We start from the raw sequence: 17,823 nt of genomic DNA on the forward strand, positions 1-17,823 counted from the left end.
GTGTTCCTACGCAGGGTCTTCTATCGCTGGCAATTCCTTGCCGTGCTCGTGCTTCCGGCGTGGCTCCTGATCGGCGCGTCCCTCTTCAAGTCGAGCGGATGGGCCGTGCTCGGCAGCTTCTTCGGCGGCATCGTGCTCGGCCTCGGCCTGCTGGCCGTCGCCCTGCTCTTCTTCGCCCGCACCGAGGTGCGGCTGGAGCGGGCGGTGTCCTGGCGTGACGTCGGCGTGCTCACCCTGTGGCACGCCCTGATCGTGGCCTCCGGCTTCACGGCGGGTGCGAGCTGGCTGCCGTTCCTGGTCGTGCTCGTCGGGCTCGCAGCCTTCTGGTTCGCCATCTGGGAGCTCTTCGCGAGTGCCAGGAGCCGGATGCAGGCGATGATCGTGCTGATCGACAAGACCGCCAGAGGTGGCGCCCCGACCGAACCGGCCGCGGGGGAGCATCCGTCGCCCATCGGCTTCGAACCCACCCCTGACCCGTCGGTCATCGTCGTGCGGGAGAAGCCGAAAGACACCTAGCCGGCCCGGTTTTGCCGGAGGCGCGGATCGTGACATAATCAGCGATTGTGCCGTAGCATGCCTCTGCCACAGGGGAGCTGCACCGTTCGGCACGGTCTTAACCTCATCAGTCGTCGCCCAGCACCTGTGTGCGCGGGCGACCTCAGCCGTCTTCGTCCTGTGGCGGATACAGAGAGCGAACAAATATGCATATTCTCGACCAGGTGGATGCCCCATCACTCCGGAAGGACATCCCGGCGTTCCGTGCCGGCGATACCGTCAAGGTTCACGTCAACATCGTTGAAGGCGCACGCTCGCGCGTGCAGGTCTTCCAGGGTGTCGTCATCGGCCGTTCCGGCGAAGGCGTCCGCGAAACGTTCTGCGTTCGCAAGGTCAGCTTCCAGGTCGGCGTCGAGCGTACCTTCCCGGTGCACTCCCCGGTTATCGACCACATTGAGGTCGTCACCCGCGGAGACGTGCGTCGCGCGAAGCTGTACTACCTGCGCAACCTGCGTGGCAAGAAGGCCAAGATCAAGGAAAAGCGCGACTAAGACTCGTCACACCCGATTCCCAGCCCCGGCTGCGTTTCACCCTGAGCTCCTGACCCGTACACTGGGTCAGGAGCTCAGGCGGTTTAATGACAGACAATTCTCTGCCCACGCGATCGGATCGCCTGGCATCAGAAGCACCACAGCGCGGCAAGCGCGGCGTTGCGATCTTCTTTCGCGACCTCTTGATCATTTTTGTGGTGGCGCTGCTCATCTCGTTCCTGATCAAGACCTTCCTCGTCCGGTCGTTCTACATCCCCTCGGGGTCGATGGAGAACACCCTCCTGGTCAACGACCGCATCATCGTGAACGAGCTGGAACCGAAGCTCATGCCCATCCAGCGCGGTGACGTCGTCGTGTTCCGCGATCCCGGCGGGTGGCTCCTCCCGCAGGCTGCCGTGCAGCAGAACCCCGTCGCCGCCGGCCTTGACTGGCTCCTTTCCGTCGTCGGCCTCTCCGCGCCGGACAGCAACGACCACCTGATCAAGCGCGTCATCGGACTGCCCGGCGACCACGTCAGCTGCTGCAACGCCCTCGGCCAGCTGAGCGTCAACGACGTGCCCCTCTCCGAGCCGTATGTGAACCTCCCTGCCGGGGCGAGCGCCGTGTCCAAGGACAACTTCGACGTCGTCGTACCGGAGAACTCGCTCTGGGTGATGGGCGACAACCGGTACAATTCCAAGGACTCCCGGTACAACGGGGACACCCCTGGCAAGGGCTTCGTGCCGATCGACAACGTCGTCGGCCGCGCCCTCGTGATCAGCTGGCCGCTGTCCCGCTGGACCTGGCTCGACGACTACCCGGAAGTCTTCCGAGGGGTTTCCCCGGAGACGAAGTAGATGGCCGTCTGCGATCCGACCCTCGAGGTCGAGCTCGGCCTGCTCGCCGAAGGCGCGAGCTGCGTGATCGGCTGCGACGAGGTCGGACGTGGTGCCCTCGCCGGACCGGTCGGGGTCGGCGTCGCCGCGATCGACGGCACGCACGGCACGATGCCGGTCGGTCTCCGCGACTCGAAGATGCTCAGCGAGCGGCGCCGTGAGGCCCTCGCACCGCTCGCGGTCGCCTGGGTGCTGCACTCCGCGGTCGGACTCGCCTCCGCGAAGGAGGTGGACGAGATCGGCATCATCGCCGCACTCGGGCTCGCGGGCAAACGGGCCCTCGCCGAACTGTTCGCCGCCGGCGTGGACGTCCGGGGAGCGTCGTGCTGCTCGACGGCAACGACGACTACCTCAACAAGGCCCTCGCGACGCCCCTCTCCGTGCTGACCCGGATCAAGGCCGACCAGGACTGTGCGTCCGTGTCCGCGGCATCCGTGATCGCGAAGGTGCACCGCGACCGGCTGATGATCGCAGCGGATGCGGTCACGCCCGGCTACGGGTGGGCGGGCAACAAGGGCTACGGCAGTGCGGAGCACATGGCTGCGATCGGGCGCCTCGGACCGACAGGGCTCCATCGCAAATCGTGGCTGACCATCTCAGCGTAGGATTGTCTCACCATGGAAGAAGAAGAGTTCGAAGACTACGACCGCGAGGTCGAGTTGGCCCTGTACCGCGAATATCGGGATGTCGTCGGGCAGTTCCAGTACGTCGTCGAGACGGAACGGCGCTTCTACCTGGCCAATGAGGTCGAACTCGTGCGCCGGGACACCGAGCACGACTTCTACTTCGAACTGAACATGAAGGACGTCTGGGTCTGGGACGTGTACCGGTCGGACCGTTTCGTGAAGTCCGTGCGCGTGCTGACGTTCAAGGACGTCAACGTCGAGGAACTCGCCTCGAAGGAATTCGAACTGCCCAAGGAACTCGCGCTCGACGAGTAGCCGGCTGGTCGTTCTAGCGGGGCTCGCAGACCACGACGGGGATGTCCCGGCTGGTCTTCTGCTGGTAGCCCTCGTACCCCTTGTATGCGGCGACGATCTGCGGCCAGAGTTCCGCCTTCTCCGCTGCTTCTGCCGTGCGTGCCCTCAGCTTTTTCGTCGTGCCGTGCACGGTGAGTTCGACGTCGGGGTTCGCAACGAGGTTGAGGTACCACTGCGGGTTCCGGTCGCTGCCGCCCTTCGAGGCGATCAGCACGAAGCGGTTCCGGTCGTGGATCGGGGCCGTGAGCATGGTCGTGCGGCGCTTGCCCGTCGAGCGGCCGATCGTGTGCAGTTCGACCACCGGGATCGGCCCGAACGAGGCGAGCAAACGTCCACCGGATGCCTTGAGCACGGCCCGGTGCATCAGGCTCATCGTCTTCATGCCGAGGTCGACCAACCTGTCGCGTAGTCCCATGGGTCCAGCCTAGTAACCTGCATCGGTGCCGGTGCCGGTGCACGCGGGAACCCGGGTTCCGCGCGGGGAACCCCGGCACTAGCGTTGGACCATGCCCCCCGCATCCGCTGCCGAGAACCACGCCGCCACGACCGCCCCGACGAACCCTGTTGGCGCGGTCGTCGACCACGCCCTCGAACTCGCACCCCTCGTCGACGGCCACAACGACTGGGCCTGGGAATGCCGGGAGAACCGCGCGTACTCGGTCGAGGGACTCGAACGGGGACTGACGACCGACACCGACATCGAGCGCCTCCGGGCCGGCCGGGTGGGCGCACAGTTCTGGTCGGTCTATGTGAGCGACGAATCCCTCGGTGCCGACGCCGTTCAGGGCACCCTCGAGCAGATCGACTGGGTCTACCGCCTCGCCGCCCGCTACCCGGACGATTTCCAGATCGCCCGCAGCGCCGCCGACGTCGAGTCGGCCAGGTCCCACGGCCGGATCGCGTCCCTCCTCGGCGCGGAGGGCGCGCACAGCCTCAACGACTCCCCGGCCGTGCTGCGGATGTTCGCGCGGCTCGGCGTGCGGTACCTCACCCTCACCCATGTGCACAACACGACCTGGGCCGACTCGGGCACCGACGAGCCCGTGCACGGCGGCCTGTCCGCGCGTGGCGTCGAGTACGTGCGGGAGATGAACCGGCTCGGCATGCTCGTCGACCTGTCCCACGTGTCCCCGGCGACCGCGCACGCGGCGCTCTCCGTGACGACGGCGCCGGTGATCTTCAGCCACAGTTCGTGCGCCGCCGTCACGGACCACCCGCGGAACGTACCGGACGACGTGCTCGAGCGCCTGCGCGACAACGACGGCGTGCTCATGCTCACCTTCGTGCCGCAGTTCCTCTCCCCGGACTTCGCCGCCTGGTTCGACGGGCCCAGGGACAGCGCCGCGCCGACGGTGACCCTCGACGAGGTCATCGCCCACATCGAGCACGCTCGCCGGGTCGCGGGCATTCGGCACATCGGGCTCGGCGGCGACTTCGACGGCACAGACGAATTCCCGGTCGGTCTCGAGGGCGTCGACGGCTACCCGGCGCTCCTGACCGAGCTCGCCGCGCGGGGCTGGACCGCCGTCGAGCTCGCCGCCCTCGCCGGGGCGAACGTACTGCGCGTGCTCCGGGCGACGGATGCCGCGTTCGCGGCAGCGGGGAACGGCACGCCGCTGCTGGTGTCGTGACCGGTCCTTTCCCGCATTGCCGGGCAAACCAGAACGGATCCCGCTCCGAATGACTGGTGTGAGTGCACCCCGACGAATGACCCGAACCGTCATGGCCCTCTGGGTGGGGTCCGTGGCCGTCGTCGTTGGACTCGTCGCCGTGATCGGTTCGGTTGGACGTGCGGTACCGGCCGAACCGATTCCGGTGACTCCTGCGGGGTCTCCGGGTACCGGTCCCGTCGTGGCGTTCTACGGGGACTCGTACACGCTCGGGACCGGGGCTTCGAGCCCCGAACACCGGTGGTCGACGCTCCTTTCCATCGAGCACGGCTGGACCGAGGTGAACCCGAGCGTGAACGGTCTCGGTTTCGTGAACCACCGGGCAGACGTGTCAGAGGACCTCGTCGACCAGGTCATCGCCGCCCGCCCCGACATCGTGATCGTGACGATGGGTCTCAACGACAACTTCTCGATGCCCGCTCGCGCCGACCGCATCCGCTCCGCCATCACGGCCGACTTCACCAGGATCAGTGAAGCGCTGCCGGTCGCACGCGTCATCGTGGTCGAGCCGTTCTGGTACACCGACGATCGACCCGGCTCGGTTCAACAGATCATCGAGTGGGTGAGCGCGGGCGCTGCGGCGATCGACGCCGTCTACATTCCCGGCGCCTCGCACTGGCTCGACGGCCACCCGGAATGGAAGGCCGGCGACGGCCTGCACCCGAACGATGAGGGGTATCGGGTGCTCGCCGATCGCATGGACGAGGCACTCAGGAGCCTCGGCATCTAGGAGTCGCCCCTCGACGGTGTACGGACTTTCCGAAGGCGAATTCCCGACTCTCCTCACCAGGCGTCGACGTCTGCCCGCTGTCCACCGGTCGACGATGGCCCCCGCGGATGCTCGCCCACCCCCGGCATCCTGTCCGTGGGAGGCACTCGTGGCACGCAAAGATGATCTGGGCAGGCTCGGTGAGGAGCACGCGGCGCGGTTCCTCACCGACGCCGGGTATACGCTCCTCGCCCGCAACTGGCGGTGCGAGCAGGGCGAAATCGACCTGATTGTCGAGCAGGACGGCGAAGTCGCCTTCGTCGAGGTGAAGACGCGCTCGGGGATCGGCTTCGGGCATCCGTTCGAGGCGATCACCGTCGTCAAGCTCGCCCGGCTCCGCCGGCTTGCGGCGGCGTGGTGCGAGCAGGCGGATGCCTGGCCGGAGCGAATCAGGATCGACGCGATCGCGGTGATCCTCGCCCCCGGCGCCGTTCCGGTGATCGAGCACCTGCCCGGAGTGTTTTAGTGAGCGTGTTCTAGTGCGTGCCGTCTGATGGGCGCAGCCTGATGGGTCTCGCCCGTACCCACGCCGTCGCCCTGCTCGGGCTGACTGGCGCGCTCGTCGAAGTCGAGGCCGACATCTCTGGTCAGCTCCCCGGCATGGTGCTGATCGGCCTGCCGGATGCCGCGCTCTCCGAAGCGACAGAGCGGGTCAAGGCCGCGGCCAAGAACTCCGGCTGCCCACTGACCCATAACAAGCTCACGATCAACCTGTCGCCGGCGGCGCTCCCGAAGCACGGTTCGGGATTCGACCTCGCGATCGCGCTCGCGTGCCTCGCCGCGGACGGGGTGGTCGCGGCCGGGTCGGTCGGCTCGGTCGTGCACATCGGCGAGCTCGCCCTCGACGGGCGCCTTCGACCAGTCCCGGGCATGCTGCCGGCGGTGATCGCGGCGTCGCGTCTCGGCCACCGAACCGTCATGGTTCCGGCCGGAAACGCCGCGGAGGCGGAACTCGTGCCCGGCATCACCGTGATCGGGGTCGCCTCCTCCGCGAGGCGGCGATCTGGCACGGGGCGGAGCTGACGCCCGTGCCGGTCGAAACCATCGAGTGGCCCACCGAAGCCGGACCCGCCGGGAACGACGTCGTCGAAACCGGTTCGATGGACCTTGCCGACGTCATCGGCAATGAGGACGCCATCCTGGCCCTGCAGATCGCCGCAGCAGGCGGCCACCATCTCTTCATGCTCGGCCCGCCAGGCTCCGGCAAGACCATGCTCGCCGCCCGCCTGCCCGGACTCCTGCCCGACCTCGACCCGGCCGCCTCCCTCGAGGCGAGTTCGCTGCGCTCCCTCGCCGGGCGCGGACTCGGCCGGTCCCTCGTGACCCGGCCGCCGCTCGAATCACCGCACCACACCGCGACGGCGGCGGCCATGGTCGGCGGCGGCAGTGGACAGATCCGGCCGGGTGCAGCCGCCCGCGCCTGTCACGGGGTGCTCTTCCTCGACGAGGCTCCCGAGTTCGCATCGGCCGTGCTCGACGCCCTCCGGCAGCCGCTCGAATCCGGGATGATCAGCATCCACCGCGCCAACGCCGTCGCCCACTTCCCGGCGCGGTTCCAGCTCGTCAGCATTTATGTACTGCATGACACGTCAGTGGTACGTTGCGTACATGATGCCGCTCGGGACTGAGGATCATTCTCTCCAGCAACGTTGGAGGGTGTGGTTCACCACGCGCGCAGTTGCTTCAGCAACAACCGGTGGGGGGCGTGGCTTGATGACAACCGTCGGATGGAGGGCTCCCCATTCTTAATCGGACCAGATGGCGTATTCGACGTTTTGCTAAATAGCTTCTTCCAGAATTCCTGGATAGCAGGGCATTCGATGCACACTCAAGAGGCATACGCACGCGACCTTGCGAGGTTCCTCGATTTCGTGGCTGTTGAAAGCGCACAAGGTTTGACGCATCGTTTCGCTAGTCGAGGCTGGCGAGACGTTACGAGTGGAGATCGTGCAGCCTATTACCTATGGAGGAATCAGGACCCTGATGGCCCCCGAGTTACGGCGGCGACCTGGAACAGAGAGGTCGCAACTGTTTCGGAGTTTTACGGGTGGGCTGAAGACGAAGGCTTGGTGGTCAAATCCCCGTTTCTCCAACGCGATTCGAGATCGGCGCACGGAAGACGCACTGGCGTAACAGGACGTCAATCGCCGCGAGAATATCGACCCGACACGATGCAAACTCCCATGAAATGGCTATCGATCGCCGACTATAACCAATGGCGCGACGTGGGAATGAGAGGGTTCGCTTCGAAAGGCAACCGTGATCCATCGTTTAAAGGACCACTCGCCGGCAGGAATGCCAGTTTTACCGACTTGATGGTTCGCACTGGCATGCGTCTCACGGAGCAGTCGGTTCTACTGCTCACCGAAATTCCCATGCGGCGACCCGACGTCGCTCATGCGAAGGTCTGGATTACGGCGAGAACCGCCAAGAATATGAAAGGACGCCATATTTATGTGCCGAACAGTGTCCTTTCTTCGATAGACGCATATGTCCGAGGTGAGCGCCGAGCTGCGGTTAAACGAGGGACCCGAAACGGCCTTTACTCACCCGACAAGGGGTGGTTCGTCATCAACGAACGGAATCCGAAATGGGTACTGACTCCATCGGGTATGGGTCGAAGGTTGTCGTCATTGGCGCCGGTGGAGCGTGCACGCGTTCTGGTGTTGAAGGATGCTGTCCTACAGCCCGCCTGTCTCTGGCTAACCGACAAAGGTGCACCAATGTCGAGCAAGACTTGGCAGGGAATTTTCGCGGTCGCTAATGCTCGCTGCGTTCGTTTGGGAATTAACCTGAGTGCGCACCCCCATGCGCTTAGACATACCTACGCTGTCGCGACGTTGGACAAACTGCAGCGCGGCCATTTGTCAACCCTTGAGCCGCAGAACGAGCCATATCGAAAACGGTACGTCCAAGTGTTTGGCGATCCGCTCAACTGGTTGCGACTTCGACTCGGTCACAGCTCAGCGGACACGACCGCGATTTACCTCCATACGCTCGCAGAACTGGACTACGAAACAAGACTGGCCCTCATACCCGACGACGAAGAATGGGAACTTCCCTCCGAAGCTGCGGCCGATTTTGGCAACAACGAGGCCGACTTGGACTACCCGGATGTATGAGAAGGGCACTTCGTCTGGTCGGCGCTCCCCACTTCCGCCCATTGGGTACGGTGTTCCGGATAGTGTCACCACGCGCGAGGACGGTAACTTTGATGTTTTCGTCCGCGGGCTCGACGGCCGAGAGAAGACGTTCAAGACAGACAATTGGGCTCGCTCAAGCCTCACCGAGGAGGCCGTTCGCGGTTTTGCTGGGGCCACCAGCTTCTACGGATCCAGCAGGACGATTGCCACAGCCGAGGGGATTTGGACCTCCATCCGAAGATTCGTGGCATTCATGGAGGGCCACAAGCCGGGACTGACATCATTTGGTGACATAGGCGTTGGGAGCTTTCGGGAATATCGACGCGTACTCATTGAAGAAGCGGGATTCACGGCCGCTTCAGCGCACACGATGTTGGCGAGTTTGAAGGGCATCCTCAACACATTGGATGAGGAGGTCAAACTCGATGAGAGCGTCGTTGCCTATCTCAGTATCGCCGGGCCTGGCACCGGCAACCGACCCGGCGTCTCCGGCTATAGCGACGAGATCTTCAACCGCATCAAGATTTCCGCTAGGTCGGAAGTGGTGGCGATCAGAAGTCGAATTCGGGCCGGTCGCGCACTTGTCGAGCGGTTTCGCCTGCACCCCGAAGGTCTCACTGAGAGGCAACAAGACCATGCCAGGCTCCTCGAATGTCTCTTGCGAACAGGAACATTACCTAGCCAGGGGATCCGTTACACGGACCGGACGGCGTTAGCCTCGGAGGTCTTTCTGACCGAGAACGATTTGGCGCCACTTCTCATTCTGTTCGTCGCTATATCAGGAATGAACGTTGAAGCCATTAAAGAATTGCCGGCGGCTCACACTGTCCACGATTCGAGCGCCGTGCAGGTCCAGGTTGTGAAGCGGCGAAGAGGCGATGGTAGATGGTACGAGCCCGTGGTCTGGGCAGTCGGGACAAAGAGTCGGCAGCTCCATTCGCCCGGTGGCTTCTACCAACTTGTCGATGAGCTAAGCGCGCCTGCTCGCGCAATTGCTCGATCGGACAAGCTGTTAGCCGTCTGGACGAACACCTATGGGCGAAACACAGTCAGCTGTCGGTACCCCTGGGAAAAGAGGCTTTCGCACGTAAGTCTCTTCTTGAACCGGTGGGCTGAACGAAACAAAATTGTCGACGGATCGACGAAGCGCGAACTTACATTCAACAGGATCAGGACGACCTACCTCCGCCGCGAAACCAAGACCGCAGGAGGACACCTTCCATCTGCGACCCGCGGTAATACCCAAGATGTCTTGTTCAACAACTACCTCCGCGGAGACGCGACGGTCATCGACTGGGCTGAGGGAGTAATGGGTGAAACATTCGAGGAGTTAGAGGAGGATTTTCGGGCCCGCCGAAGCCATCCCAACGGACAAGGTCATCGCATTTCCACGGTGGGTGATTTGGGCCGTGCCGCAAGCGAGGCCACGCCGACTGCATTCTTGAGTTGTCGAGACATTCTGCATGGTCCATATGCCGACGGCGAAGTCTGCGACCAATCCGCGCTGATCTGTTTTAGTTGCCCAAATGCAATTGTCGGTGAGGGCAATCTGCCGGCGATAGTCAATCTCCTTGACGAACTACATAAACGGTCCGAAGAAGTCAGCGGGCCGCGCTGGTGGAGCGACTATGGCCAGGCTTGGCTAGCGATAACGGACGACATACTCCCGCGCTTCACTGCGGCACAAATAGATTCGGCAAAGTCCGATCCGTCCCTTAAAGTGCCGCTCAAGTTGTTGGAGGACAGGATCTGAATATGACTACGTCGCTGCAGAATCATTTCAGCCCAGAAGATCTCACTAATCGAGGTGCGTCGCTCTTTGGCACCCGGGCTCTTAGAATGGGCACGGTTAGATCCGAGATGTCCGTGTTCGCGGACGATATCTGGAGTCTCGAGCCCATCGTATTGAAGGAACACAGCAGGTTTCACCAGCTGCACTTTGCTTATTTTGCCAACCCTTACCGCACTACGGTGAAGGAACTGTTCTTTGCCCTTCTTGCTGTTGATGTCAGAGATGGAGCCGAGTACTTGCGCGCTGCGAGTATCCGGAGCTACTTCTCCAACATCCGACCTTTTTTGACTGGCTCACAGTGTCTGGGACGCCGCGCCTAGACACTCTCGGGCCTAAAGATATCGAGGCATTCGCGCGCTACCTAAGCGCTAAATACCCGGACCATCCGAACAAGTCGAAGCTCTCCATTTCCGCTGCGCGATTGTTTTACACGAATCGTGCAGCCCTTTCGTCGGACTTTCTCACCTTCGACCCGTTTAGGACCGTGACGTGGAAAGGGCTCCCGGGCCCTCAAAAGGGGCAGGAGAACAAGACGCAGCGGATGCCCGAAACCGTCCTGGTTCCGCTCATGACCTGGGCGATGAAATGGGTTGAGGAGCTTTCTGAAGAGGTTCTAGAGGCGATGGATGCGTATGTCAGTCTTCGGAACCGCGGCCCCAGATCTGCCCGCTACCGGACTGAAGGAGCACCGGTAGGAATTGGAATCGGAGAGCGCCGCATCGTGAAATTGTTGGACCGCTACGCAGTCGAAGGACGGAAACTGCCAGGGTGGTGGAACGAGAAGACGGGTTCGTACGTCGTCAACTATGCGCACATTGCACGCGAAGCGGATTGCACGCGGGATGCGGCCTACCGCGGTTCGAAAGCACTAATCACTCAAGCCGTCAATGACTTGGGCATCGACGATGGGTCATATCTTCAAGTACCCATCCGAGTCGTTGCACCGGGAGGCATACAGCTCCCGCGCTTCGAGTACAAGGACGTCCCGTTCTACCTGGAGATGCTTTCAGTTGCGTGCTACATCGTTATCGCCTTTTTCTCTGGGATGCGGGACGCCGAAATTAAGAGCCTTCGGCGAGGATGCCTGACGCTGGACAAGGACTCCACTGGACGGGTTGCAAGACGGAGAGTCTCTGGGATTGCGTTCAAGGGAGAAGCTGACGAAATGGGAGCCCCGGCCACGTGGATCGTTGGCGATCCGGTGCGGAAGGCAATTGCGGCTCTTGAGCGGCTCCAAGACGAGGGCCAGCTTCACCTCTTCGCCGCGTTGACCTACAGAAAGAGTGCCAGTGCTCGACAACGGGATGCCATGGACCACCGGAAGACGAACTCAGAAATGAACAGATTCGTTGCGTGGTGCAACGAATATAGCAAGGGCAAAGGCGTTGTGGATCAGATTGCCGATGACGATGAGAACGTGTGGAAATTGGCCACTAGCCAATTTCGAAGGACTTTGGCTTGGTTTATCGCGCGGCGACCGGGCGGCTCGATCGCTGGCGCCATTCAGTTTCGCCACCATAGCGTCCAAATGTTCGAGGGCTACGCGGGCACATCGGACTCCGGCTTTCGAGCTGAGGTTGAAAGCGAAATTGCTATGGCGCGGGGTGACTACCTCGTCGATTTGGAGAGCCGAGGGGTTGAACTCCTAGGCCCGGCCGGCGACATTGCTCGAGATCGCGCAAGTAAATTCGTTGGACGAATGCGGTTCGCCGGGATTGTCGCTGACAACCCAAAGCAGATGAAACTCCTAGTCGAACAAGAGGAGCCGGGTGTTTACCCTGGCGAATTCGTAACATGCGTCTTTGACGCGTCGAAAGCGAAGTGCTTGAGACATCGGGCCGATGCTCCTGAAATGGAGGCGTGCCTGCCATTCGAATGTCGGAACGTATCCCTTGACACCGCCAACGTGGAGGCTTGGCTCGAAGACTTGAATCTCATCGAGGGATTCCTGGAAAGTGGGTCGGTCACCGCCCCGTTCGTCCTGTCGCGCTTAAGGATGCGAGCTGGCAAGATTCGTGAATTGTTAGGTGTTACGTCATGAAAAACGACCTAATGAAGACACCGCGAAAACTGACCATTGACGCTGTCAACGAGATGCATCAGATCTTGTCCGCGGAAGCGTCTCGTGGCGGGCCGGCGCCTACCGTCACGGCACTGGCAGCGCGACTCGGGGTGAAGCGCCCGGCTTTCTATGCGGCGTTCCCGGACGTTGTCACGAAGATTGCTCAAGCAAGGCAGCAGTCCGGTGAAGGTCCTATCGGCAGGAAGAAAGACGACCGAGCGATTGCCGCAGAAGCGCAATTGCGCGTGGTCCGAAGAGAACGCGATGACCTCTTGTTGGAGCTCAACATCTATGCCGAACAGGTTCGTCGACTTACCGTGGAGAACGAAACGCTCCGACGAGCCTTGGAAGGTCGGGCGGACATCCCGCGAATCGGCTCTTCTTGAAGTCTCAACAGCATTGTGCGGCGAGGACTGGTCGTGCTCGTGTGGCGACGTTGCACGGAAATGCGGCTGCTGCAGCACTCTAAATTGGGTATTCGTCGCTCTGCGCACCACCCAATCGTGCGGTTCAGCACCACCGATCGTGCGAGAGAGCACCACGAGGTGCGGGACCACCGAGCCGATATTTGCGCCCGGATGAGACTTTTGGTTATGGCCCTGCAGGCCCGGTGGTCCCGGGCACCTCAAGTTGCGGATGCGCCGGTCCGTCATTGCGTCCACGTCGAAGCCGTGTCGGTCAGTTGGCACCTGGCGCCGTTGGCGACCAGCGCTCGTGAGTACGCTAGTCCTGGCACATGGTCGCGAACCCGGCTGCACTCGGGTCTGTTCGCTGCGAGGTGACGCTAATTTTGACGTTTCAGCTCATCTCCATGAGACGGGTATAGGAGGCCGCGCCGCTGCCAGTAGGGGATTCCTCACCGGACGCTTCAACTGACCCGGCGGTCCTCAGCATTGGTTCGCTGGCCTCAAGGAACCGACAGCACCGTTGATTGCGGGGTGGGGGAGATACGCCCGACATCAGAGAGCAGAAAGCAGAGAGGTGACTTCGTGGCGATACCCGACGGATACGACCTGGGGGAGAGAATCAGCGAGACGCCCGCAGCTCAAGTCTGGACTTCACAGAGCACTTCTGGCCGAACCGTTGTCCTGAAGATCGCCGCCGATGTACCCCAAGTGCAGGAGCGTTTTGAGCGCGAGCTCTTCGCCATGGTTGCGACTGCGAACAGGCACGTGATGCCGATTCTCGACTACGATTCTTCGCACAGCTGGTACACCATGCCGTACGCGTCGCACGCGCTGTCTGAGGCCGATGTGCCCTGCTCGGTAATAGAGTGCGTCGAGATTCTCGAGGCTGTTGCCGGAGGGCTCAGACCTCTCCATGCTGAAGGTCAGGTGCACCGCGACCTGAAGCCGCAGAACATTTTATGGCTCGACGGTGATGACGGAGCCCGATGGGTCGTTGCCGACTTTGGTATTGTTCGTAATCCCTTGGGCCTCACAATATCCAAGCTGACTCAATCTGGAGGTTTGACGGGAAGCGCCGGGTGGGCGGCGCCGGAGCAGTACAGCGATGCGCACGACGCGACGATCACTGCAGACGTGTACAGCCTCGGGGCAATCGCATCCTGGCTGCTGACTGGGCAGCCGCCTTCGTATGGACATGTGTCGGTGCCTCCTGACCCTCGTCTTGGCGCTGCTATCCGCAGGGCGACGAGGCCACACGGGCCGGACCGGTTTGCGAACCTGGACGCCTTTGTGAGGGCCTTCACCAAGGCGACACATCCATTCGTGGGCACGTTCGATGCGCTGATTCAGCAAGGAGAGTGGGCCGAGGTGAGCGCCTATATTCTCGGGCAACCGGGGGAACAAACGCGCGTGATCCGAGCTCTTCCGAGAGCTTCGCAGTCCGACGTGAATGCCTGGGCGGCAGCCGATAGCGCCGGCATGGTTGATGCGGTGTCGGATCTTCTTGGGGAAGTGCCAGGAATGCGCTACAGCGATATGGATCCGTTCCTCTCCTGGTGTGTGAGGGTGGTCCGGGCTCTGGTCAACGCGAACCAGTTCGAGTTGGCCGAGCAAGTCGCAGCAGTCCTGTTCGGCACCACCGCGAGTGTCGATCAGTTCGCCCCATCGCGCACGATCCTTGACTGGCTCGCTGTGCTGCCTGCGCGTGCGGGCAAAGCGATGGAGCGAGCCCTGCACTCGTCGGAGTCGTGGGAGTTCTTCCAGGAAAAGGCGCGCGACAAGTATGAGAAGTACACCGACACTGAGCTGATTGCGAAACTGCGTCAGAGCTGAAGCGCGATCTGGCCATTGTGGTTCTTGGTCGTGTGCGGCAGGTTGCCGACATACATGAGGACGAATCGCAGCGCTGGCCAGGCGCCGTCCATGACTGGTCTCAATTTCCCGGGCCGCTGCCGCCTCCGCGGGACTCTGCTACCAAACAACGTGGACTAGTGCTACCGACATGCTAATGACTCGCCAACCGTCGCGGCGCTTTTCAATCCAGACTGTGTGGCAGCCGATGGCAGTGAAAGCCGATCCAGATGGTGCTCAACCATACCGACCCTTGTGCTCAGCCATGCCAATCGCGCCGCCGTGCATTGGTGCTCAAGTGCACGACACGGGGGCTCTCGGAAGCGAATATTCATTGAATGGCCTGAACGATAAAATGTCAGACTCTCGTGCCATCGACTAGTTGACCCAGGCGAAGACTCCAGTCGCCGTAGGCCGTCCGGTTCATGCCCACTATCTTGAGTGCGGCACTTCGCGATGAACCTCTCGCGACGAGGCTGTCGACTTCAATTACTTGTTCGAAACGTGTCTCCTGGTGCGCCCGTCGCCTCGTTTCGTACGCGTTCTTCTTCGCAAAGCGCCGAACCCGCTGTCGCCGTGATTCGAAGGCCACACCCGAATTCGAGCGGATCTCGTTCACTGTGTTAGTCCCGGTCCGAAACGTAGCAAGCGCCGGATGCCCGGGATCCAGGGAACGGAGCGCATCTGCCAAGACGTCGATCTGGCGCAACAATGTGGTCCGAACGGAACGCTCGATATTGTTGAGGAGCGCCGTCGCGAGGGCTAGATGGTCGGGATTCATACATGCTCGCGTCCCACAGAGATGGTGCACAGGTGGAAGGTCGGAAAGGCGTCCAGGGAAGCCGATCGATCCCCACATCATGACTCGATGCGCGAGTCGATTCGTCTGAGCTCGGCCCAGATATGGATACCCGTCCGACCGTCGTGCACCATTCCAAATCCAGCAGGAACTTGGATTCTGACCATCAACGAGACAGCGGCTCTTGATGATTGCCAGGAGGGAAGTGAGGTCGTGGGCCCTGATAGCCGACTCCAATGATCCCAGCCTCGCCGACCCCACGTCGATACGCGTCTTTGCCGGCCTGGCGATGTCGCGCTCGATAAACGCACTTGGAGGTTCTTCTGCGGTGGGACGGGGAGCTGCGACAAGCCGCTCGAGAGACGTTGCTGACGAGATATTCATGAGGCTTCTGTTGCCTCAGTTGCCGATGCGGGTTCAATGCTTTGGATGATGCTCGAGAGATGCCAGTAGTGCTCCAAGAAGTCGGCTTCGAAATCGTCTGGTTTCATCAGCCAATATCCGCGTTCGCCAACCTTGCAGTGAACGATCTCCAAGATGGGTCGTGTCTGGTCGTTCACGGTGGGCGGGGCAGTTGGACCTGGCAAACGGGTGATGGTCCCGGCATCGAGATCGAATTGGAATGTGGAGGTAACCGTCGTGACGAGCCAGTTCCCGCCATCGAGGATGCTCAAACTCGCCTTCATGATCCTGAAACCTCCTCGGCAAGGTTCTCGATCCGTTTGACTTCGGTGCTCGCCCTCGTCGTCATCCAGACTCCGGGAGCGGCGAGGTTAATTCGGAGAATCATCCGTTTCCCGACTTCGCATTGAACCAGTTCGAGCAGGTCGACATCCTCGCCGTCTCGACGCAATCGGTGCAGTCTCGATTCAACGCCGAACTCTGGCACCCTGCTCATAACCCGCCGATCGAGGTCAAGCCGGTAGAGACTGCCGGAGGCGGTCGCTACCAGGTAGCGGCCTGTAGAGCCATCGGATAGCGAAGTCAACATGTCACGCCCCGTTTCCTCGTCGCAGCGTCGCGGGATTTCCAGTTTGTGGCTTGAGCGGAATCGACGCACAAATAACGGTAGGCAGCCGAAGCTCTTCTAAACCGCCGACTCATCGACAGAGCTGCGGCCCAATAGCGCGCCGTTGCCATCGGATGGAATGTGCCGCGCATGAATTCGTCGAGGACACCACTGGGGTGGCCACGACGGGCGACCCATGGACGGCAAGAAGGCTCGGAAGTCCCTCCACTGCAGAGCTTCGCAGATCTGGAACACTGGGAACGATCGTGACGCGCGGTCTGCAGAGTACGAGGTAGCGGACCGCTGCGGGGCCATCGACGAGGAGAGCCGGCAACGTGTCGGAAGACGCCCGTCTAACTGGGTCTCTGCCCTCTACGTCTACGAAGATTTCTGGTTTGAAAACGATCGCTCGCCACGCGAGAACACTCGTGTTCGCAGCAACATTCCACTTGCAGAACGGCACATGGGCGAGTGGGCCCGATACCAGCGTCGATTTGAGACCAGACTCTCGACTTACCAGCTGATACGCCTGGACGTGTCGCCGGCGTTCGCTTGGGACCCCCACGAGCGTGCTTGGCAGAAGCAGTTGGAAGCCTGCAAGCGTCACGTCACTGTCACCGGACAGCTTCCGTTCCTCAACGGCAATAACGCAAGGGAATTCGCGCTCGCTCGATGGCTTGGACGCCAACTGCGCCTCCTGCAGACCGGCACGCTGCTCGATAGCCGCGCCGTGCAACTTGGCGTCCTCCTTGCGCTCGGGAAGGACGGATATGTCTGGGATTCATGACGACCTTGGACTTATGACCGGACAGGCGACCAAGTTCGAGCAGGACGCGCCACTAGCTGCCCGCTATCAAACTCGTCGCGAATTCTGTGACAGTCCCGCGCGCGTTATGTCCGTTGCGGAACTATGCTCGTGTCGCCTCGCCGTCATCGTTTGAAGGGGCAACTCCATTAGCCATGTTCTCATCGGGTTTGGAAGCTTCCTCGAATTTGGCTTTCAACTGATTCTTTGCATCACTAGCAGCTACCTGATGGGCCTTGTACTTACGCGCAAGAAATTTGCCGCCCTTGACAACTCCCCTGACACCCGCGTAAACCACACCAGCCCCCAGAGCGCCCGCGGCCATCAGTTTTGGAGCCGCTTTTGTCACGGCGCCCGTTTCGATATTCTTGATGAGGTTGTCGACTCCGCCCAATTGCTTGGCCAGTCTGGTGATTTCCTCATACATGCCTAGATTTCCCATGGCCTATTTCTCACTCTCCTGCTTCTGCTTGATCCTCGCGGAGTGCCGCAATAACCACAACTTCAGGCTCGGAAATGAGCGCTTGCGGCGGGTTGGATGGTAGAGGATCCGTTAGTAGTCCTTCGGCGCAAACGTTTCTCCTACGATCATCGTCACTTGGCATTTCGGACATC

General features: G+C 61.6%; 19 protein-coding genes and 2 pseudogenes. 17 read left to right on the plus strand and 4 right to left on the minus strand.

What is annotated here, in order from left to right; all coding sequences use genetic code 11:
- From RGU41_RS04485 to RGU41_RS04510, 6 genes are all read left to right on the plus strand, one after another.
- Nucleotides 1–516, plus strand: coding sequence for an MFS transporter (locus RGU41_RS04485; protein WP_322135651.1), 516 nt, complete (start codon nucleotides 1–3; stop codon nucleotides 514–516).
- A 185-nt stretch (nucleotides 517–701) separates the two neighbouring features.
- Nucleotides 702–1,046, plus strand: a complete 345-nt coding sequence (gene rplS, locus RGU41_RS04490) for a 50S ribosomal protein L19 (RefSeq protein ID WP_134447599.1) — start codon at nucleotides 702–704, stop codon at nucleotides 1,044–1,046.
- 86 nt (nucleotides 1,047–1,132) lie between these two features.
- The gene (gene lepB / locus RGU41_RS04495) at nucleotides 1,133–1,882 is read left to right on the plus strand and encodes a signal peptidase I (protein WP_134447601.1); all 750 of its coding nucleotides are present in this window, start codon (nucleotides 1,133–1,135) and stop codon (nucleotides 1,880–1,882) included.
- Nucleotides 1,883–2,308, plus strand: a complete 426-nt coding sequence (locus tag RGU41_RS04500; protein WP_322135652.1) for a hypothetical protein — start codon at nucleotides 1,883–1,885, stop codon at nucleotides 2,306–2,308. It abuts the gene before it with no gap.
- A complete protein-coding gene (locus RGU41_RS04505) occupies nucleotides 2,245–2,526 on the plus strand; it encodes a hypothetical protein (protein WP_322135653.1) in 282 nt (93 codons plus the stop codon). The genes RGU41_RS04500 and RGU41_RS04505 overlap by 64 nt, the downstream gene beginning before the upstream one ends.
- 12 nt (nucleotides 2,527–2,538) lie before the next feature.
- A complete protein-coding gene (locus tag RGU41_RS04510) occupies nucleotides 2,539–2,862 on the plus strand; it encodes a DUF2469 family protein (RefSeq protein ID WP_134447605.1) in 324 nt (107 codons plus the stop codon).
- Nucleotides 2,863–2,875: 13 nt separating this feature from the next.
- Here RGU41_RS04510 and RGU41_RS04515 read toward each other — a convergent pair whose 3' ends face one another.
- On the minus strand, nucleotides 2,876–3,316 hold the full coding sequence (locus tag RGU41_RS04515) for a nitroreductase family deazaflavin-dependent oxidoreductase (protein ID WP_134447607.1): 441 nt from the start codon (nucleotides 3,314–3,316) through the stop codon (nucleotides 2,876–2,878).
- A gap of 91 nt (nucleotides 3,317–3,407) precedes the next feature.
- On the opposite strand from RGU41_RS04515, the gene RGU41_RS04520 reads away from it, so the two are divergent.
- The 10 genes and pseudogenes from RGU41_RS04520 (at nucleotide 3,408) to RGU41_RS04560 (ending at nucleotide 14,577) form a co-directional block, all read left to right on the plus strand.
- A complete protein-coding gene (locus RGU41_RS04520; RefSeq protein WP_134560758.1) occupies nucleotides 3,408–4,532 on the plus strand; it encodes a dipeptidase in 1,125 nt (374 codons plus the stop codon).
- Between the two features lie 76 nt (nucleotides 4,533–4,608).
- Nucleotides 4,609–5,301 (plus strand): SGNH/GDSL hydrolase family protein, encoded by a 693-nt coding sequence (locus tag RGU41_RS04525; protein WP_134560757.1) that lies wholly within the window; start codon nucleotides 4,609–4,611, stop codon nucleotides 5,299–5,301.
- Nucleotides 5,302–5,449: 148 nt separating this feature from the next.
- Complete coding sequence (locus tag RGU41_RS04530) at nucleotides 5,450–5,806, plus strand: YraN family protein (protein WP_134560756.1); 357 nt, start codon at nucleotides 5,450–5,452, stop codon at nucleotides 5,804–5,806.
- 41 nt (nucleotides 5,807–5,847) lie between these two features.
- A pseudogene (locus RGU41_RS04535) lies at nucleotides 5,848–6,905 on the plus strand (YifB family Mg chelatase-like AAA ATPase); the annotation flags it as partial.
- Between the two features lie 255 nt (nucleotides 6,906–7,160).
- Nucleotides 7,161–7,394 (plus strand): annotated as a pseudogene (locus tag RGU41_RS20750) (site-specific integrase); the annotation flags it as partial.
- A 117-nt stretch (nucleotides 7,395–7,511) separates the two neighbouring features.
- Nucleotides 7,512–8,462, plus strand: a complete 951-nt coding sequence (locus RGU41_RS04540; RefSeq protein ID WP_322135654.1) for a tyrosine-type recombinase/integrase — start codon at nucleotides 7,512–7,514, stop codon at nucleotides 8,460–8,462.
- Between the two features lie 265 nt (nucleotides 8,463–8,727).
- Nucleotides 8,728–10,236 carry a hypothetical protein gene (locus RGU41_RS04545; RefSeq protein ID WP_322135655.1) on the plus strand — a complete coding sequence of 503 codons (1,509 nt, stop codon included), beginning with the start codon at nucleotides 8,728–8,730 and terminating at the stop codon, nucleotides 10,234–10,236.
- A gap of 580 nt (nucleotides 10,237–10,816) precedes the next feature.
- Nucleotides 10,817–12,316 carry a hypothetical protein gene (locus RGU41_RS04550; RefSeq protein ID WP_322135656.1) on the plus strand — a complete coding sequence of 500 codons (1,500 nt, stop codon included), beginning with the start codon at nucleotides 10,817–10,819 and terminating at the stop codon, nucleotides 12,314–12,316.
- The gene (locus tag RGU41_RS04555; protein WP_322135657.1) at nucleotides 12,313–12,723 is read left to right on the plus strand and encodes a hypothetical protein; all 411 of its coding nucleotides are present in this window, start codon (nucleotides 12,313–12,315) and stop codon (nucleotides 12,721–12,723) included. The genes RGU41_RS04550 and RGU41_RS04555 overlap by 4 nt, the downstream gene beginning before the upstream one ends.
- Before the next feature lie 603 nt (nucleotides 12,724–13,326).
- Nucleotides 13,327–14,577, plus strand: coding sequence for a serine/threonine-protein kinase (locus RGU41_RS04560; RefSeq protein ID WP_322135658.1), 1,251 nt, complete (start codon nucleotides 13,327–13,329; stop codon nucleotides 14,575–14,577).
- Between the two features lie 1,197 nt (nucleotides 14,578–15,774).
- Here the strand turns inward: RGU41_RS04560 and RGU41_RS04565 are convergent.
- Together RGU41_RS04565 and RGU41_RS04570 are read right to left on the minus strand one after the other, a co-directional pair.
- Nucleotides 15,775–16,080 carry a hypothetical protein gene (locus RGU41_RS04565; protein WP_322135659.1) on the minus strand — a complete coding sequence of 102 codons (306 nt, stop codon included), beginning with the start codon at nucleotides 16,078–16,080 and terminating at the stop codon, nucleotides 15,775–15,777.
- Nucleotides 16,077–16,385, minus strand: a complete 309-nt coding sequence (locus RGU41_RS04570; protein ID WP_322135660.1) for a hypothetical protein — start codon at nucleotides 16,383–16,385, stop codon at nucleotides 16,077–16,079. Before RGU41_RS04570 ends, RGU41_RS04565 begins: the two co-directional genes overlap by 4 nt.
- A 214-nt stretch (nucleotides 16,386–16,599) precedes the next feature.
- On the opposite strand from RGU41_RS04570, the gene RGU41_RS04575 reads away from it, so the two are divergent.
- Nucleotides 16,600–17,190, plus strand: coding sequence for a hypothetical protein (locus tag RGU41_RS04575; RefSeq protein WP_322135661.1), 591 nt, complete (start codon nucleotides 16,600–16,602; stop codon nucleotides 17,188–17,190).
- Between the two features lie 121 nt (nucleotides 17,191–17,311).
- Here the strand turns inward: RGU41_RS04575 and RGU41_RS04580 are convergent, their stop codons facing one another.
- On the minus strand, nucleotides 17,312–17,635 hold the full coding sequence (locus tag RGU41_RS04580; RefSeq protein ID WP_322135662.1) for a hypothetical protein: 324 nt from the start codon (nucleotides 17,633–17,635) through the stop codon (nucleotides 17,312–17,314).
- Nucleotides 17,636–17,823: the final 188 nt, after the last annotated feature.

It is taken from the genome of Cryobacterium sp. 10C3, from assembly GCF_034314285.1.
Classification (GTDB): Bacteria; Actinomycetota; Actinomycetes; order Actinomycetales; family Microbacteriaceae; genus Cryobacterium; species Cryobacterium glucosi.

Excerpts from the sequence above, each read along its gene's own strand:
- rplS (WP_134447599.1), top strand. The coding sequence starts at position 702 with ATGCATATTCTCGACCAGGTGGATGCCCCATCACTCCGGAAGGACATC.
- lepB (WP_134447601.1), top strand. The coding sequence starts at position 1,133 with ATGACAGACAATTCTCTGCCCACGCGATCGGATCGCCTGGCATCAGAA.
- RGU41_RS04500 (WP_322135652.1), top strand. The coding sequence starts at position 1,883 with ATGGCCGTCTGCGATCCGACCCTCGAGGTCGAGCTCGGCCTGCTCGCC.
- RGU41_RS04510 (WP_134447605.1), top strand. The coding sequence starts at position 2,539 with ATGGAAGAAGAAGAGTTCGAAGACTACGACCGCGAGGTCGAGTTGGCC.
- RGU41_RS04515 (WP_134447607.1), bottom strand. The coding sequence starts at position 3,316 with ATGGGACTACGCGACAGGTTGGTCGACCTCGGCATGAAGACGATGAGC.
- RGU41_RS04520 (WP_134560758.1), top strand. The coding sequence starts at position 3,408 with ATGCCCCCCGCATCCGCTGCCGAGAACCACGCCGCCACGACCGCCCCG.
- RGU41_RS04525 (WP_134560757.1), top strand. The coding sequence starts at position 4,609 with ATGACCCGAACCGTCATGGCCCTCTGGGTGGGGTCCGTGGCCGTCGTC.
- RGU41_RS04540 (WP_322135654.1), top strand. The coding sequence starts at position 7,512 with ATGCAAACTCCCATGAAATGGCTATCGATCGCCGACTATAACCAATGG.
- RGU41_RS04550 (WP_322135656.1), top strand. The coding sequence starts at position 10,817 with ATGCCCGAAACCGTCCTGGTTCCGCTCATGACCTGGGCGATGAAATGG.
- RGU41_RS04555 (WP_322135657.1), top strand. The coding sequence starts at position 12,313 with ATGAAAAACGACCTAATGAAGACACCGCGAAAACTGACCATTGACGCT.
- RGU41_RS04565 (WP_322135659.1), bottom strand. The coding sequence starts at position 16,080 with ATGAAGGCGAGTTTGAGCATCCTCGATGGCGGGAACTGGCTCGTCACG.
- RGU41_RS04570 (WP_322135660.1), bottom strand. The coding sequence starts at position 16,385 with ATGTTGACTTCGCTATCCGATGGCTCTACAGGCCGCTACCTGGTAGCG.
- RGU41_RS04575 (WP_322135661.1), top strand. The coding sequence starts at position 16,600 with ATGGACGGCAAGAAGGCTCGGAAGTCCCTCCACTGCAGAGCTTCGCAG.
- RGU41_RS04580 (WP_322135662.1), bottom strand. The coding sequence starts at position 17,635 with ATGTATGAGGAAATCACCAGACTGGCCAAGCAATTGGGCGGAGTCGAC.